Origin of the sequence: Pseudoalteromonas sp. SR41-8, assembly GCF_014163915.1 — a bacterium.
In the GTDB taxonomy this organism is placed as follows: domain Bacteria; phylum Pseudomonadota; class Gammaproteobacteria; order Enterobacterales; family Alteromonadaceae; genus Pseudoalteromonas; species Pseudoalteromonas rhizosphaerae.
On record NZ_JACJEE010000014.1, the window covers coordinates 1 to 16699 of the forward strand.

Here is a 16699-nt window from a genome sequence, read left to right on the forward strand (position 1 = left end):
TTGCTTGGTAACAATAGCGTTTTGGACCCACCTGACCCCATGCCGAACTCAGTAGTGAAACGAAACAGCGCCGATGATAGTGTAGCATTTGCTATGTGAAAGTAGGACATTGCCAGGCTCCAAATTTAGTCGAAGGACTTAAAACTTAATAATTAAAATAAGAAAATTGAAAAGAATTTTCTTGGTAATAATAGCGTTTTGGACCCACCTGACCCCATGCCGAACTCAGTAGTGAAACGAAACAGCGCCGATGATAGTGTAGCATTTGCTATGTGAAAGTAGGACATTGCCAGGATCTAATTAAAGAAAGCCCGACTAGAAATAGTCGGGCTTTTTTACGTTTGCAGGAAAGTGATTTAGCAGTGAGATTATGCTGGCGGGCAAAGACAGCGCCAATCATTAAGATCATTTTATTGTTTTGAAAAACTCGCAAACTCACTATAAAACTTGCGTTCAGGCCTCTACCTATGTGATAAAATCATTATATTTATCATACAAATGGTGGAGCTTCATGGTACGTAAAAAACAACTAAATCAAAAGGTTCATCAGGACTCAATCGTAAAAACAGTGAAAGCTTCATAGTTAAATTTAGTCGTCATGCTGATACTCAACTGTGTGCTTCTGGTTTGATGTATAAAGTAATAGATGAGATCTCTGGTGAGCGAGTAACTGACACAGATACCGTGGTCATAAATCAGCGTATTATGCTTGCTGATGGCAGCGTAATAGCTGATAGTTATAAAGCTGGAATGCCTGAAGTATTTACCTTAGATGAGGCAATCGAAGGATTACGAGAAGGTATTTTATTGATGTCGGTTGGTTCTCGCTATGAATTTGTAATTCCTGCATAGCTGGCGTGGGGACGCAAGGGGAATGGTGGGAAAATAGGAGCTAATGCCGTTCTACATTTTGATGTGCGCTTAATCCGTTTAGGATGACCATTATGCTATTGTTAAAAGTACTTTTCTTTAATGTAAGAGGGTTTTATGCCGCCATTTTCTAGTCGCGTTTACTTATTACGCCATGGCGAATTGATTGAGCAAGGAGTCTTGGCCGGACAGACAGATTTTTTACTCAGTGAACTTGGCCGTGCGCAATTACATCAAGCGTGCAATGAGCTAACTAATATTGAGCTTGTACAAAGTTCGACTTTGAAACGTTGTAGCGAATTTGCCAGATCTTTTAGCCATGCCCAGCAAATACCACTTTTTCTGACTGATCAGCTCCGAGAGTTTAATTTTGGCGATTGGGATGGCTGTAAATATGATGATTTGTGGCAACAGACGGATTCTCCTGGTCTTGGCGATTTTTGGCAAAGCCCTTGGCAAGTAACCCCCCCTCATGGCGAAAGTATGAGAGATTTTTATCAGCGAATAGCAACGTGGTGGCAAACGTTACTAATTGATATTGCAAGTAATCACACTCAAGCACAATTAGTTTTAACGCATGCCGGAGTGATCAAGCAACTATTAGGTATTATTTGTCAGTTACCAAAAGAGTCGAATCAGCAAAACATATTTTCAATCGGTTATGGGAAGCTTATTTGTATTGATATTTACATAGATGATAGCGATAAAGCATGGCCCAGAATTGTGTTTTAAAAGACTATTTTTAGCCGTCTAGAAAGATATTAATTGAAATATTTACTCACCCGCCCATAATAGAGCCTTATGTATTTTGGAATGAGGTGTAACTCCTCAACTGTTCCCGCAACTGTAAGTCGCAAGCGCGATAAGTCAGATACAAAATACGTTAATTTATTACCTATTGAGCGGGCTAACTCTTCTATTATCACCATGATCATAATGGTTTGTAGTGTATTGGGTTTAGCTATTGCTAGAGAGATAACACATTGCAAATACCAGCAGTAATTGATCCCCCTTTACTTGAAGTAACTAATTTATCGTGGTCGGTGGCAAATACCGCTATTTTGCACGATATTAATTTTGCAATAAAACCAGGCCAGTTTATCGGTTTGTTAGGGCCTAATGGCGCAGGTAAATCAAGTTTATTGCGTTGTTTATACCGTTACACTAAACCAGTGTGCGGTGAGGTTATATTTGCAGGGAAAAATATTTGGCAGCTAAGTGCGGATGAATATGCCAAGCAGGTTGCTGTGGTGCTGCAAGAAACACCTTCGCAATTTAATCTATCGCTTTATGATGTAGTGAGTCTTGGCCTTACGCCGCATAAAAGCTTATTTAGTTCGACAACTAAAAATGATCAACAAATTATTTTTCAGGCGATTGAGCAAGTTGGCTTGAGCCATCATTTACAGCAATCGTTTGATTCCCTTTCCGGTGGCGAGAAGCAACGCGCATTGATAGCACGTTCAATTGTACAAAGCCCTCAATTATTAATTATGGACGAGCCTACCAGCCACTTAGATATTAAATATCAAATTCAATTAATGGAGTTGACTAAATCGCTAAATGTAACGGTATTAGCGTCGTTCCATGATCTTAATCTTGCAGCAAGTATGTGTGATGAACTACTGGTGATAAAGCAAGGTAAGTTAGTTGCAACGGGTAGCCCAGAATACGTCATCACGGAAGAAATGCTTAGCGAAGTATTTGGTGTCTGTGCCGAAGTCTCGGCGCATCCACAGAGTAAACAATTAAATAAGGTCATTCCGCGTATTACCTATTTTTACGGTTATCAAGGTGGTGGCGTTGATGCAAAAAAATAATTATTTTGCAGTCAGCGTGGCGTTATTCTTTGCCTTGTCGAGCATTTTTATAGCACTTAGCTTTGGTGCTGCGGCCAGTAAATTTATTGATGTATACCACAGTATTATAGGTCAGGGAGATGACTCCTTTATAGCGCGGATCATATGGCAACTGCGAATGCCACGAACATTGTTGGCGTTTTTAGCTGGCTCTGGTCTAGCTATCGCTGGTTTAATTTTACAAACCGTAACCCGTAACCCGTTAGCCGATCCTTACTTATTTGGTATTTCATCGGGAGCCTCATTTGGTGTGGTATGTTTTATGACACTAACAGGAGTCAGCGCGGGAATAACAATGTCGGCCGCGGCATTTGTTGGTAGTTTATTGACTATGTTATTACTGGTTTTTATTGCCGGACGAGCAGGTCGCGGACAAGTTGAAAGCATGCTCTTGGCTGGGGTCGCTTTATCCTTTTTATTCAGTGCCTTTACCAGCTTACTTTTGTATTTTAGTGATCCACAGGCGATCACGGCTATTTTATTTTGGACGCTAGGCAGCTTTGCTCGCGCACAATGGTCAACGTTATGGTTACCCGCTTTAGTTATTATTAGTTGCACAGTGCTGATGATGGGTTTTCGTCGGCAACTAAATGCAATGTTACTAGGTGATGAAAGTGCTGCAACTTTAGGAATACCGGTACAGCGGTTTCGGTTATTAATGTTGGTATTGAGCTCATTGATCACTGCAGTGTTAGTGGCGATGTGTGGTGGTATTGGTTTTGTTGGTTTGATGATCCCGCATATAGTACGGTTTTTTGTGTCGCAAGGCACTATTACTGGTTTGATCATGACGGCTTTAGTTGGCGGTATATTTATGGTGTGGGTTGATGTGCTATCGCGTGTTTTACTTGCAAATCAAGAATTGCCAATCGGTGTTATTACTTCTGCAATAGGCAGTATTTTCTTTTTATCGTTACTTTATTTTCGCAAGCGAGAGAGTTAGTCAGATGTTTAATATACCCACAGTAACTAATCAATTTGGTCACCTCATCATTGATAAGATTAACCAAAAAACTAAACCGCTTGGTGCACTTGGACAGTTAGAACAATGTGCAATACAACTGGTTACTTTGTTTAGCCAAAAAGTGGCAAGCGAAGATGCTTTTAAAACCTTTGCACCTGCAATCAATAAGCCTACTTTGCTGGTATTTGCAGGAGATCATGGTGTTGCTGCACAAGGGGTATCGATAGCGCCCAGTGATGTCACCTCACAAATGGTAGCTAATTTTGTCAGCGGTGGTGCCGCTATTAATGTCTTTTGCCAACAGTTAGGTTGGCAATTAGAAGTGATTGATTGTGGTATTTTGCATCCAGTCACAGCGCCAAGTGTCCATAATTGCCGTCTAGGAAGTATAACAAAGCCACTTAATACAGACATGGCAATGAATACCGCGCAGGTACAGCAAGGCTTTAATAATGCTAAACAGCTGATGCAGCATCTCAGTCATAGTGGTTGTAATACAATTGCCTTTGGCGAAATGGGTATAGGTAATACCACCAGTGCAGCAGCGATTATGGCAGCTATGCTGAATTTACCTGCACAGCAGTGTGTTGGCAAAGGCACGGGTGTTAGTGATGATATTGTTACGCGTAAAATAACAGTTGTAGAGCAAGCGCTGGTATTGCATCAGTTACATTTAGCAGATCCTATTTCACTACTTGCAGCGTTAGGTGGCTTTGAAATTGTGCATATTACGGGAGCTATGTTGGCTGCGGCTGAGCAAGGCATGGCTGTAGTAGTTGATGGCTTTATTTGTAGTGCTGCGGCAATGGCCGCAATTAATATTAACCCAGCAGTGAAAGATTATTTAATTTTTGCACATTGCTCAAATGAGCAAGGCCATCGACTGATGTTAAACGCACTCGATGTTAAGCCACTGCTGCAACTTGATTTACGCTTGGGTGAAGGCACTGGCGCTGCGTTAAGTTTACCATTATTGCAAGCCGCACTTGGTTTTTATAATCAGATGGCTAGTTTTGCTGATGCTGGTGTTAAGCAGGTTGTCAGTTAATGCCTAACCCAGAGGCAAATAAAGTAACGCAATGGCAGTTACTGTTATTAGCAATTAGCTTTTTAACCCGGCTACCAGTGCAGTTGCGCTTTAATGTAAGCGGTGCTCATTTAAATCAAGCAAGTCGCTATTTTGCTTTAGTGGGTTTACTGCTTGGTGGATTATTAGCACTCAGCTACGGCGTTTTTCAATTACTGTTACCAGCATCAATAAGTGTATTACTAATGATGGCGGCCGGGTTGTTATTAACAGGCGCATTTCATGAAGATGGCTGGGCCGATGTATGGGATGGTTTTGGCGGTGGTTGGCAGGTGTCGCAAAAGCTTGCCATTATGAAAGATAGTCGTCTTGGTACTTATGGTGCAGCGGCATTACTTATTATGCTGCTGGTTAAATTTCAAAGCCTACTCTTTCTTAGTGAGTCATTGATTACTGTATTGAGTGCAGTTGTTATCGGGCAATGTGTAAGCCGAGTAGTGGCAACCAGTTTAATTATGGGGATGGAGTATGTAAGTGAGGATGCGACTTCAAAAGTAAAGCCGCTTGCTATGCACCTATCGGTCACTAGTTTAGTTACGTTACTTGTAACCGCCGCTACTTTACTGGTTAGCTTGATTGCTGTTGGTGTATTGTTATGGCAAACCGTATTGATTCTTATCGCAGTATTACTGATCCTAAGAGTCATTTTGATCCGCTGGTTTAAACAGCAGTTAGGTGGTTACACTGGCGATTGTTTAGGTGCGGCGCAGCAGCTAAGTGAAATTGCCATTTACTTAACTTTCGTGAGTATATTATGAACGCTAACCACACATTTATTTTAGGCGGCGCACGCAGTGGAAAAAGCCGCTTTGCTGAACAGCTTGCACAGCAAAGCAATAAAAGCGTTATTTACCTCGCAACGGCGCAAGGCCACGATACTGAAATGCAAGATCGTATAGTCCATCATCAACAACAGCGCCCTGTCGATTGGCCGTTAGTTGAGGAGCCAATTGCATTGGCTGAGGCGTTACAAACACACAGCAGCAAAGATAACTGTATTTTAGTTGATTGCTTAACCTTATGGTTAAGTAACTGTTTATGTCACGCCACAAGTGATTGTTGGGATGAACAGAAATCAGCACTACTAAATACCCTTGAAAATTTACCGGGGCAAGTGATTTTTGTCAGTAACGAAGTTGGCCACGGCATTGTGCCTCTGGGCGAGCTAAGCCGCCGGTTTGTAGATGAATCAGGCTGGTTACATCAAGCCATTGCCGCAAAAGCTGCGCGAGTTGAATTTATAATGGCAGGTCTTGCCTTAACACTGAAAGGGCAGTCATGATGAAAACATTAATGGTACAAGGTACGACTTCTGATGCAGGGAAAAGTACTTTAGTTGCAGCATTGTGCCGGGTATTTGTTGAACGCGGGATCAAAGTTGCTCCATTCAAACCGCAAAATATGGCCTTAAACAGCGCTGTAACAGAAGATGGCGGCGAAATAGGTCGTGCGCAAGCACTTCAAGCGATTGCAGCTAAAGTGGCGCCACGGGTTGATTTTAACCCCATTTTACTCAAGCCCAATAGTGATACTGGCGCTCAAGTGATAATTCACGGTAAAGCCATTAGTAATATGGAAGCAGGTGCTTATCATGATTATAAAAAAGTCGCGATGGATGCGGTACTGGCTTCGCAACAGCGTTTAAGCGAAGAGTTTGAGCTACTGGTAGTTGAAGGGGCGGGCAGCCCGGCTGAAATTAATCTACGTGCGGGTGATATTGCTAATATGGGTTACGCCGAAGCGGTTGATTGCCCCGTGATCATTATTGCAGATATAGATAAAGGCGGTGTGTTTGCGCATTTGGTCGGTACTCTTGCGCTATTAAGCGAGTCAGAACAAGCACGAGTAAAAGGCTTTGTGATCAACCGTTTTCGTGGCGATATAGGCTTATTGCAAGGTGGCCTTGATTGGCTTGAAGAGTACACCGGTAAACCAGTTTTAGGGGTGTTGCCGTATTTACATGATCTCGCCCTCGATGCTGAAGACGCGGTAGCGATAGATAATCAAGTAAGCCAAGCAAAAATAAAAATCGCAGTATTGCTACTTCCTCATATTAGTAACCACACTGATTTTGATGCGCTGCGTTTAAACCCGCAAATTGACATTAATTACATTCGCCATACTCAAGCAATTCCACACGTTGATCTGATCATCATTCCTGGCAGTAAAAATGTTATTAATGATTTAGCCTTTTTAAACAATGAAGGCTGGGGCGAGCAGATTCAGCGTCACTTGCGTTATGGCGGTAAGTTATTAGGTATTTGCGGAGGTTTGCAAATGCTCGGCACAGATATTTATGACCCTGAGGGTGTGGAATCAAGTAAAACACACTGTAAAGCTTTAGGGCTTGCTGATTTTGCCACTCACTTAGGGCAGCATAAAGTACTAACTCAAGCTGCTGGTGTGATCCATCTTGGCGGTCAACAAGCAAAAGCCGCAGGCTATGAAATACACGCTGGTTGTAGCGCAGGCCCAGCATTTAAAAAGCCTTTTTTACAATTTACTCAGCATCCACAGCATGTTGTGCAAGATGGTTTTATATCAGATGATGATTGTATTGCAGGTACTTACTTACATGGCTTATTTGATAGCAGTGCAGCTACGCAACTAATACTGGATTGGGTATTGCCAAATAGTGGTATTACCCAATTAATAGATATAGACACACATCGCGAGCAGCAATTAACGCGCTTAGCCACGATGTGTAAAGAACATTTAGATTTAGACAAAATAACGCAAATTTACCAAAACTGGGAAGGAGTTAATCATGAGCGACACACATAACGACAAGCACCAACAACGCCAACAAAAAGTAAAAGATAAAGTTGATGAGCGTATAGCCGCAGCACAAACTGAGAAAGGCGTTTTTCAGGTGATCACCGGTAACGGTAAAGGTAAATCAACCTCAGGGTTTGGCACGGTAACACGTTGTGTAGGCCATGGCATGAAAGCTGCTGTGTGCCAGTTTATTAAAGGTACTTGGCCGTGTGGTGAGCGTAATGTATTGCAAGGCGCAGGGGTTGAATTTGCCATTATGAACACAGGTTTTACCTGGGAGACGCAAAATAAAGAATCAGATACCGCAGCGGCGCAAGCGACTTGGCAAGAAGCAAAACGTATGTTGGCTGACGAATCAATTAATTTAGTATTACTTGATGAAATTACTTATATGATCACCTACGGCTACATTGATTTAGACGAAGCACTCGAAGTGATCGCTAATCGTCCGCCAATGCAATCTTTAATTATTACTGGCCGTGGTGCGCATCGCAAGTTAACTGACTTAGCTGATACTGTTAGTGAAGTGCGCAATGTTAAGCATGCATTTGATGCTGGTGTTAAAGCGCAAATAGGATTTGATTATTAATGGCTACGCTTAGGCTTGTACTCGTTTTATCGCTGGCTCTGTGCTGTTTTAAGCTCGTGGCTGATCCTAACAAGCAGCAATTAAGAATTATCGCCTTGGCCCCGCATATTGTTGAAAACCTGTATACCATCGGCGCTGGTGAGCAAATCGTGGGAACCGTGGAATATGCTGATTTCCCTGCTGCGGCAAATGATATCCCACGTATCGGTGGTCACCAAGGTATTCAAATAGAAAAGCTACTGGCCCTCAAACCTGATTTAGTTTTAGCATGGAAAACGGGTAGCAAAACTGAGGATTTAGCACGTATTAAAAGTTTTGGCATTGATATAATTTACAGTGACGCCAGTGAAGTAGATAAAGTGCCCAATGAACTGCGCCGTTTAGGTGAGCTTACTGGACGTGAGCAATCAGCCGAGCAAGCCGCACTTGAATTTGAGCAGAAAATTGCTGTAATCAAAGCCAAGCAGCAAGGTAAAAGTAAGGTCGCGGTATTTTACCAGCTATGGGCAGAACCGATGATGACGGTGGGTAAAAATACCTGGATCAATCAGTTAATCGAAATTTGCCAAGGTCGTAATGTATTTGCTAGCAGCCGAACTGATTACCCTCTGATAAGTATTGAAAATGTGATCGTGGCAAAACCAGAGATAATTATATTGCCTAATGAGAAGTCACAAGCGCAGCAAACTGTGATTGATTGGACACAATGGCCCGAAGTACCCGCGGTAAAGCACCACCAGTTTATTAGCGTCAATGCTGATTTACTACACCGTTTTACCACGCGTATGTTGGATGGTCTTGCTGATATGTGTACTAAAATAGATGATTCACGCGTTGCAATTAAGGAGGCACAATGAGTGATTGGCAAGACTTTTTAAAAACCGAATGTGCAAAAACTTATATGCAGCAGACGTTGGATACAGTTGCTCAAAAGCGCAGCGAAGGTATTGCTGTATATCCGCCAGAGCAGTATGTATTTAGTGCATTTGATGCAACACCGTTAAGTAATATAAAAGTGGTTATTTTAGGACAAGATCCTTACCACGGCGAAGGACAAGCACATGGTTTGTGTTTTTCGGTATTACCAGAGGTTGGTAAACTTCCCCCCTCATTAAAAAATATCTATAAAGAGCTGGCTACAGATATCGATGGTTTTCGCGTGCCTACGCACGGTTATTTACAACGCTGGGCAGAGCAAGGGGTGTTTTTACTTAATACCGTACTGACTGTTGAGCAAGGCCAAGCCCATTCCCATAAACACTTAGGTTGGGAGCAGTTTACCGATAAGGTTATTGCTCATATTAATCAACACTGTGAAGGTGTGGTATTTATTTTATGGGGTGCTCACGCACAAAAGAAAGGTAAAGGCATTGATAGTACGCGTCATCATATTTTAAATGGCCCGCACCCATCGCCGTTGTCTGCGCATCGTGGCTTTTTTGGTTGCCAGCATTTTTCCGCAACCAATCATTTTTTAACACAGCAAGGGCAAACAGCGATCGATTGGCAAGTTTAGGAATTGTAGGTGCGAGTTTATCCCGCGCAGAATGTTAAGCTTGTCGCGATGTAAAATCGCTGCTACGGATGTAGGCGGGGGTTATCCTGCGCAGAATATACGTTAACTGATATAAACAAAGGCCCTTACTTTATCGGTAAGGGCCTTTTAGTTGGTTAGTAGCTATTGCGAAATTAAAAATCTAATTCATCAATCGCAATATTGTCTGTAAAAAAGTCTAGTTCCTGTAGTTCTTTACGTAAACGTTGCTTGTCTTTTAAAGCTTCGATTTCGCGCCATTTTCTCTTTTTATTTTTCTGAGAGGTCTTTCTTGTTGTATCAGGACCTTCTAATATCTCTAAAATATCGTCTAGGCTATCCATGAACTTCTCCTATTGAATTTTTTGAACCTCGAAAATACCTATACCACAGGCCACACTAAAATAGAATAAAAAAGTGACATTTATGTTACAGGTAAGTGATAAATTAATGAATAGAGATTATTTTCAGGCATAAAAAAACGCCGCAAATGCGACGTTTAATTTAAACGATAAAAGCGATTACATTGCTTTAAAACGCGCTTCTAGTTGCTCTTGTGCATCAGCAAAAGAACGAATACCTTCAGCTAGTTTTTCTGTCGCCATGGCATCTTGATTATGTAACCAACGGAACTGAGCTTCAGTTAGTGGTGCAGGTTTAGGCTCTTTAGTAATATCACTGTCAAGTAAATACTCTTGTGCACCTTCAAGGTTGCCTAGCTCTTCTAAAAGGTTAGGACTGATGGTTAGTTTATCGCAACCAGTTAGTGCGATGATTTCACCGGTGTTACGGAAACTTGCGCCCATAACAACCGTTTTATAATCATGACGCTTATAAAATTCAAAAATACTGCGTACTGATTGCACGCCTGGATCTTGTAATGGATCGGTTGGTTTTTCTAAGCCGTTAGCAACGTGCCAATCTAAAATACGGCCAACAAATGGTGAAATCAAAAATACGTTAGCATCTGCACAAGCACGGGCTTGAGCATCACTAAATAGCAGCGTTAAGTTACACTTAGTACCTTCTTTTTCAAGTTGCTCTGCGGCTTTAATACCTTCCCACGTTGAGGCAACTTTGATTAAGATTTTATCTTTGCTCACACCTTCTTTTTCATAAAGGCTTAGTAATGTGTGTGCTTTAGCAATTGTTGCTTTAGTATCAAATGATAAACGTGCATCAACTTCGGTTGAAATATAACCCGGCACAATGTCACTGATCTCTTTACCTAGTAATACAGCAAAGTAGTCACAGGCTAGTTCTAATTGTTTAGCAGCGTCTTGCTCGGTTTCTTTAGCATAACTCCACGCTTTATCTAAATACGGCTTATAGGCTTCAATTTCACTGGCTTTTAATAGCAATGAAGGGTTAGTTGTTGCATCTTCCGGTTGGTGTTTTTTAATCGCTTCAATATCACCAGTGTCGGCCACGATAGATGAATGTTGTTTGAGCCTTTGTAGAGCTGAAGTCATTTGCTTTCCTCATTCCAAGCAAGTTAAAAGAAAATCTACTGTAACTACCTTATACTGCAGCACTGTGACAGCGCTTAATAGGTCTTATGTCCGTATCAGTGAAGAACGAAGGTGCATAGCATAATTTGCTGTGCTAATAAGGTAGGTATCATACCAATCAATTCTAACTAATTGATATAAACAAAACGTGCTTTTCGTTTCATTTAATGTTGAAATTGACATTAAATAATTTCCAAGTCAATAGCTAACTATGATCACTGTTATTTCACCTGCAAAAAATTTAGATTTCGAGAGCCAAGCAAGCACTGATAAATTCACGCAACCTGAGTTACTTGAGCACAGCGAAGAGTTGATGACGGTGTGCCGCGAATTAACGCCGGCACAAATTGGCAGTTTAATGAAAATTAGCGATAAGCTTGCAGGCCTTAATGCTGCGCGCTTTAGTGAATGGTCGCAACCGTTTACTACCGACAACGCTAAACAAGCCGTGATGGCTTTTAATGGCGATGTATATGGTGGTTTAGATGCAAACAGCTTAACTGCCGGGCAACTTGATTACGCGCAAAGTCATCTACGTATTTTGTCAGGCCTTTACGGGTTATTAAAACCACTTGATTTAATGCAAGCGTATCGCTTAGAAATGGGCACTAAGCTTGATAACAGCCGTGGTAAAAACCTCTATGAATTTTGGGGCAGTATTATTGCTGATAAACTAAATAGCGTACTCGCTGAGCAAGATAGCCAATATCTAGTAAATTTAGCATCAAACGAGTATTTTAAAGCGGTTGATAAAAAAGCCTTAAACGCGCAAATCATTACTCCACACTTTAAAGACTGTAAAAACGGCCAATATAAAATTATCAGCTTTTATGCTAAAAAAGCTCGCGGCTTGATGGCTCGCTACATTATTGAGAATAAAGTTACCCAGTTAAGCGATTTAAAAAAGTTTACTGTTGATGGTTACTACTACAGTAGCGAAGCGACCCAAAAAGAGCTGGAGCCAGTATTTCTAAGAGATGAACAAAACTAGTTATTAATCTGTTTAAAAGCCATGCAATGCATGGCTTTTTAGTTTTGGCGCTTATTTTGCAATAACCTGACACTATTTATAAAATAATCAAGGTTAAGCAATGCTAAAAATACCTTCTATCAGCGATGCCGAAAAACTTATTGAAGAAAAACTCGGTGGCTGGTTTGATGTCGTAATAAGTCATATACCTAATTTTATAGTGGCGGTGATCATCGCCATTGTTTTCTCAATTCTCGCGCGTTTTTTAGGTTCGATGATGCGCAATGTTTTACGCCGCTCGTTAGACTCCCAACAAATTGCAGACTTAATGGCATCGATATTCAAGATGATAGTACTGTGTGTTGGGTTATTTGTTGCCCTCGATTTTATAGGGCTAAAAGGCACTGTAACGTCATTACTGGCTGGTGCTGGGATTGTTGGTCTAGCAATTGGTTTTGCCTTTCAAGATATGACAGAGAACCTAATCGCTGGTATTGCTATGGGTATTCGCAAACCGTTTAAAACAGGCGATGTTATAAAAACCGATGATGTGTTTGGCAATGTGCGCTCAATAAATTTGCGCAACACGCTCATCGAAAACTTTTATGGGCAATTGATTTTAGTGCCTAACAAAATACTTTTTCGTAATGTATTACGTAATTACAGTACCTTAGGTGTACGCCGCATTGAAGTGCCGGTGGGCATTTCATATGGTGATGACCCAGAGCTGGCAGCTGAGGTGATAGTTAAAAAAATCAATGAATTTGATTTTGTAATTAAACAAGACGAAACCGCTGTTTATGCTGAAGGGTTTGGCGACAGTAGTGTCAACTTACTGGTGTGGTTTTGGATAAAATACCCCGGCGAGGCAGACTTTATGAGCGTACGCCATAAAGCAATTGTGGCAGTCAAACAAGCGCTAAGTGACGCTGATATTAGTATTCCATTCCCAATTCGCACCCTTGATTTTGGTATTAAAGGCGGTGAAAAACTCGATGCGATGATCACTGAAAAGCGCCAGCACTCAGAACAATAAATGGTTCTAGGCTTATTATATCAACAGGTAATATTTACCTGTTGATAGTGCTAATTTACACAAATTTACAGCTGGTAATACAGTTGTTGATTTGCGCATATTTACCAGTATTAAGTTTTCTACTGATAGACAGCAACAATAAGAGTAAGATAAGTGCATGTTTATTTATCCCTGTATAAGGAAATTACAATGAAAAAACTCCTATCAATATGTGCGTTTTCACTATTAATATTAACCAACCTCAGTTATGCAGAAGAGCAAGCAACCAGCCCAGTTGAAAGAATGTTCTCAGTAATGGACATGGATAAGCAGATGACCGGTGGTTTTGAAGCTATGTTGCCGGTTATTGAGCAAATGGCGGCACAGTTAAAATTGGATGCAGCGGCGAAAGAAGAGCTGAAAAATATTTACCGAGATTGGTTTAAGTATGATTTTGATCAGCAAGCAATTTTAGCTGAATTGGTTGAAGTCTACTCAGAGAATTTCACTGACAAAGAAATCAATGAGTTAACCGCCTTTTATGAAACACCCACAGGGCAAAAGTTTCTAGCTAAATCACCAGAATTGATGCAAATAGGTGCGCAGTTAGGTATGCAAGAAGGGCAGTTAAAACAAGGCCTACTGCTTGAAAGACTGCAACCATTTATGGCGAAGCATCAAAACAAGTAAAAGGCAGTGGTCATAGTTTAGTTATCGCTAGCCGATTATCTACTGCACTTATTAGACACGAGCTAAAACTAAGGCTAGTGTCTAATAAGTAAAGTCGAAGGTAAAATTAATGAATAACATTAAAGTGAGCAATGAAGAACCAAGTAGCCCATGTATTCGGCATTGTTGTTTGGATAAAAACGATACCTGTATCGGTTGCTTTAGAACCCTTGATGAAATTCTCGCGTGGCACAGTGCAAGTCCTGCACAAAAGCTGCAGGTTCTTAATGAATGCCAAAATCGCAAAAACGCGCAACATAAATAATCACTTTGTAGAGCAAACTGCAGTCTGAAAAAGCTAACCCCAAATTTCAAGATTAGTATAAAAACCGTATACTAGTTTTTACTGCTCTGTACTGCCCGTTAATAAACACTCCAACACACACAAAGAATAAGTTAGCGATATACTCGTACCACTGCATTTGGCTAAGCATCCATAATCGATGGTGTTTTTGAATTTTTGATTGCATACGTATTCAATTTTCATTTTGTGAGAACCTCTCTATTGTTAATTCTTTGTAAATATAGAATGCCTATTACTTGACAATACAACGGAACACACAATGAAAATTAAAAAAATAGTAACCACTATTGGGCTAAGCATTGCCCTAAGTGCTACGTCGATTGCAAATGCAACACCAACAACATTCGTCCATCTATTTGAATGGAACTGGCAAGATGTAGCCCTCGAATGTGAACAATACCTAGGACCTAAAGGCTATGCTGCGGTACAGGTATCGCCGCCTAATGAACATATACAAGGCAGCCAATGGTGGACGCGTTATCAACCTGTCAGTTACCTATTGCAAAGCCGAGGCGGTAACCGCGAGCAGTTTATTGATATGGTTAATCGCTGTAATGCCGCTGGCGTTGATATTTATGTAGATACTTTAATCAATCATATGGCTGCAGGCAGTGGTACAGGTACCGCTGGTAATACCTATGGTAATAAACAATACCCAATTTATAGCCCACAAGACTTTCACACCAGTTGCACCATTAATGGCTCTGACTACGGCAACGATCGTTACCGAGTACAAAACTGTGAGTTAGTTGGACTCGCAGATTTAGATACCGCTGCAACGTATGTCCAAAACACATTAGCGGCTTACATTAATGAATTACAAGCCATTGGTGTTAAGGGGTTTCGGTTTGATGCCTCTAAACATGTTGCAGCCAGTGATATTCAAAGTTTAATGGCGAAAGTGAATGGCTCGCCAGTGGTCTTTCAAGAAGTAATTGATCAAGGTGGCGAGGCTGTTGGTGCCTCTGAGTATTTAGCGTCAGGTTTAGTTACGGAGTTTAAATACAGCACTGAACTTGGCAATACCTTTAGAAATGGCTCGCTCGCATGGTTAAGTAATTTTGGTGAAGGGTGGGGGTTTATGCCAAGTGCATCAGCTGTAGTATTTGTAGATAATCATGATAATCAACGCGGTCATGGTGGTGCCGGTAATGTAATTACCTTTGAAGATGGCCGCTTGTACGACTTAGCAAACGTATTTATGTTGGCTTACCCGTATGGTTATCCAAAAGTAATGTCTAGTTACGACTATCATGGTGACACAGATGCTGGTGGTCCAAGCGTACCTGTGCATAACAACGGTAATTTAGAATGCTTTGCGAGTAATTGGCAATGTGAGCATCGTTGGGCATACATTGCAGGTGGCGTAGATTTTAGAAATAATACGGCTGATAACTGGGCAACAACCAATTGGTGGGATAATACTAACAATCAAATAGCCTTTGGTAGAGGAAGTTCAGGGCATGTTGCCATTAATAAAGAAGGCTCAACACTCAATACCACCGTGCAAACAGATATGGCTCCAGGGCAATACTGTAACGTGCTCAAAGGAGCGCTGACTAATGATGCAACAAGTTGTACTGGTGAAGTTATTACTGTTAATGCAAATGGCACTATAAACTTAAATGTAGCCGCGTGGGATGCAATGGCTATTCATAAAAATGCCAAGTTAAACACTAACTCAGCCCCTGATCCTCAGAGTGATTGGCAGCGAACTGTGATATTTATTAACGCACAAACGCAAACTGGCCAAGATATGTTTATTCGCGGCGGGATTGACCATGTTTATGCAAACACAAACCTTGGGCGTAACTGCCAAACAAGCAACTTTGAATGTGCTATGCCAATTCGCCATAATAATTTGCAAAGTGCCACTACCAGTCCTTGGAAAGCAAACGATAATTACCTAGATTGGTATGGTATTGAAACGGGCCAAAGTAGTGAGGCGCAAGGGACCGCAACCGATTGGACAACTAATATTTGGCCAGCAACTTGGGGAGCAGAAAAAACCGTTGCTAATGATGGCTTTGGTGTTACACCACTGAATATTTGGGGTGAACATTATTGGCTGCTTGATGTTGATATGGATTGCAGCAAAGCGGTTAATGGATGGTTTGAGGTAAAAGCGTTTATTAAAAATGGTCAGGGCTGGGAGGGCAATATCGCGCAAGCAAACCCCCCTTATGCTAGTACTAATCATGTTGCTCAATGCGGCAAAATTAATAAATTTGAGTTTAATAATTCAACGGTAGAAATACGCAATTTCTAATTTTATTACAGATAAATCCCAGCTAAACCATAAGTATGCGTTTAGCTGGGATTTGTAAGTCACTATTATTGCCAAAATGAATTTTGAGCTTTATGGTCATTAGTAACTTTGCGTATCTGCAAATTAGATAAACAGTTATCTAATTACGATTTACTATTAATGCTTGATTAAGTGATTGAATGTAAATAAAGTTAGTTCTTTTTTGATGTTTGAATAGAAA

The 16699-nt window shown here is 41.0% G+C and carries 18 protein-coding genes, 2 rRNA genes and 1 riboswitch; of the genes, 18 read left to right on the plus strand and 2 right to left on the minus strand.

All coding sequences use genetic code 11. From position 1 onward, the window contains the following. Positions 1-3 precede the first annotated feature (3 nt). From rrf (H5162_RS11000) to ung, 13 genes are all read left to right on the plus strand, one after another. Positions 4-118 (plus strand): 5S ribosomal RNA (gene rrf / locus H5162_RS11000). A gap of 62 nt (positions 119-180) precedes the next feature. Then, positions 181-295, plus strand: a 5S ribosomal RNA gene (gene rrf / locus H5162_RS11005). 335 nt (positions 296-630) lie between these two features. Beyond that, complete coding sequence (locus H5162_RS21515) at positions 631-852, plus strand: FKBP-type peptidyl-prolyl cis-trans isomerase (protein WP_310736426.1); 222 nt, start codon at positions 631-633, stop codon at positions 850-852. A gap of 135 nt (positions 853-987) precedes the next feature. After that, positions 988-1602: a histidine phosphatase family protein gene (locus H5162_RS11015; protein ID WP_182735818.1), complete on the plus strand. Its 615-nt coding sequence runs from the start codon at positions 988-990 to the stop codon at positions 1600-1602. A gap of 40 nt (positions 1603-1642) precedes the next feature. After that, positions 1643-1768: riboswitch (cobalamin riboswitch) on the plus strand. An 85-nt stretch (positions 1769-1853) separates the two neighbouring features. After that, positions 1854-2690, plus strand: coding sequence for an ABC transporter ATP-binding protein (locus H5162_RS11020; protein WP_220493596.1), 837 nt, complete (start codon positions 1854-1856; stop codon positions 2688-2690). Further along, the gene (locus H5162_RS11025; RefSeq protein ID WP_182735817.1) at positions 2677-3672 is read left to right on the plus strand and encodes an iron ABC transporter permease; all 996 of its coding nucleotides are present in this window, start codon (positions 2677-2679) and stop codon (positions 3670-3672) included. Before H5162_RS11020 ends, H5162_RS11025 begins: the two co-directional genes overlap by 14 nt. Before the next feature lie 4 nt (positions 3673-3676). Beyond that, positions 3677-4741: a nicotinate-nucleotide--dimethylbenzimidazole phosphoribosyltransferase gene (gene cobT / locus H5162_RS11030; RefSeq protein WP_182778523.1), complete on the plus strand. Its 1065-nt coding sequence runs from the start codon at positions 3677-3679 to the stop codon at positions 4739-4741. Next, positions 4741-5538: an adenosylcobinamide-GDP ribazoletransferase gene (locus H5162_RS11035; protein ID WP_182778525.1), complete on the plus strand. Its 798-nt coding sequence runs from the start codon at positions 4741-4743 to the stop codon at positions 5536-5538. Before cobT ends, H5162_RS11035 begins: the two co-directional genes overlap by 1 nt. After that, a complete protein-coding gene (cobU, locus tag H5162_RS11040; RefSeq protein WP_182778527.1) occupies positions 5535-6062 on the plus strand; it encodes a bifunctional adenosylcobinamide kinase/adenosylcobinamide-phosphate guanylyltransferase in 528 nt (175 codons plus the stop codon). Before H5162_RS11035 ends, cobU begins: the two co-directional genes overlap by 4 nt. Further along, positions 6062-7564 (plus strand): cobyric acid synthase, encoded by a 1503-nt coding sequence (locus H5162_RS11045; protein WP_182778571.1) that lies wholly within the window; start codon positions 6062-6064, stop codon positions 7562-7564. The genes cobU and H5162_RS11045 overlap by 1 nt, the downstream gene beginning before the upstream one ends. Continuing rightward, positions 7548-8147 carry a cob(I)yrinic acid a,c-diamide adenosyltransferase gene (cobO, locus tag H5162_RS11050; RefSeq protein WP_145242905.1) on the plus strand — a complete coding sequence of 200 codons (600 nt, stop codon included), beginning with the start codon at positions 7548-7550 and terminating at the stop codon, positions 8145-8147. Before H5162_RS11045 ends, cobO begins: the two co-directional genes overlap by 17 nt. Further along, positions 8147-9004, plus strand: a complete 858-nt coding sequence (locus tag H5162_RS11055) for a cobalamin-binding protein (RefSeq protein WP_182778529.1) — start codon at positions 8147-8149, stop codon at positions 9002-9004. Before cobO ends, H5162_RS11055 begins: the two co-directional genes overlap by 1 nt. Next, entirely contained in the window at positions 9001-9663 is a 663-nt protein-coding gene (ung, locus tag H5162_RS11060; protein ID WP_182778531.1) for a uracil-DNA glycosylase, read from the plus strand. Before H5162_RS11055 ends, ung begins: the two co-directional genes overlap by 4 nt. Positions 9664-9836: 173 nt before the next feature. Here ung and H5162_RS11065 read toward each other — a convergent pair whose 3' ends face one another. Further along, positions 9837-10025 (minus strand): DUF3545 family protein, encoded by a 189-nt coding sequence (locus H5162_RS11065; RefSeq protein ID WP_145242910.1) that lies wholly within the window; start codon positions 10023-10025, stop codon positions 9837-9839. A gap of 177 nt (positions 10026-10202) precedes the next feature. Continuing rightward, positions 10203-11153 carry a transaldolase gene (gene tal / locus H5162_RS11070; RefSeq protein WP_182759993.1) on the minus strand — a complete coding sequence of 317 codons (951 nt, stop codon included), beginning with the start codon at positions 11151-11153 and terminating at the stop codon, positions 10203-10205. 250 nt (positions 11154-11403) lie between these two features. On the opposite strand from tal, the gene yaaA reads away from it, so the two are divergent. The 5 genes from yaaA to H5162_RS11095 all read left to right on the plus strand — a co-directional run bounded on the left by yaaA (position 11404) and on the right by H5162_RS11095 (position 16479). Continuing rightward, on the plus strand, positions 11404-12183 hold the full coding sequence (gene yaaA / locus H5162_RS11075) for a peroxide stress protein YaaA (RefSeq protein WP_149983400.1): 780 nt from the start codon (positions 11404-11406) through the stop codon (positions 12181-12183). Between the two features lie 100 nt (positions 12184-12283). Next, entirely contained in the window at positions 12284-13198 is a 915-nt protein-coding gene (locus tag H5162_RS11080; protein WP_182778533.1) for a mechanosensitive ion channel family protein, read from the plus strand. 189 nt (positions 13199-13387) lie between these two features. Next, positions 13388-13867: a DUF2059 domain-containing protein gene (locus tag H5162_RS11085; RefSeq protein WP_182758768.1), complete on the plus strand. Its 480-nt coding sequence runs from the start codon at positions 13388-13390 to the stop codon at positions 13865-13867. A gap of 109 nt (positions 13868-13976) precedes the next feature. Further along, positions 13977-14171 carry a DUF1289 domain-containing protein gene (locus H5162_RS11090; protein ID WP_145242920.1) on the plus strand — a complete coding sequence of 65 codons (195 nt, stop codon included), beginning with the start codon at positions 13977-13979 and terminating at the stop codon, positions 14169-14171. A 298-nt stretch (positions 14172-14469) separates the two neighbouring features. Further along, the gene (locus H5162_RS11095) at positions 14470-16479 is read left to right on the plus strand and encodes an alpha-amylase family protein (protein WP_182778535.1); all 2010 of its coding nucleotides are present in this window, start codon (positions 14470-14472) and stop codon (positions 16477-16479) included. The last annotated feature ends 220 nt before the right edge of the window (positions 16480-16699 follow it).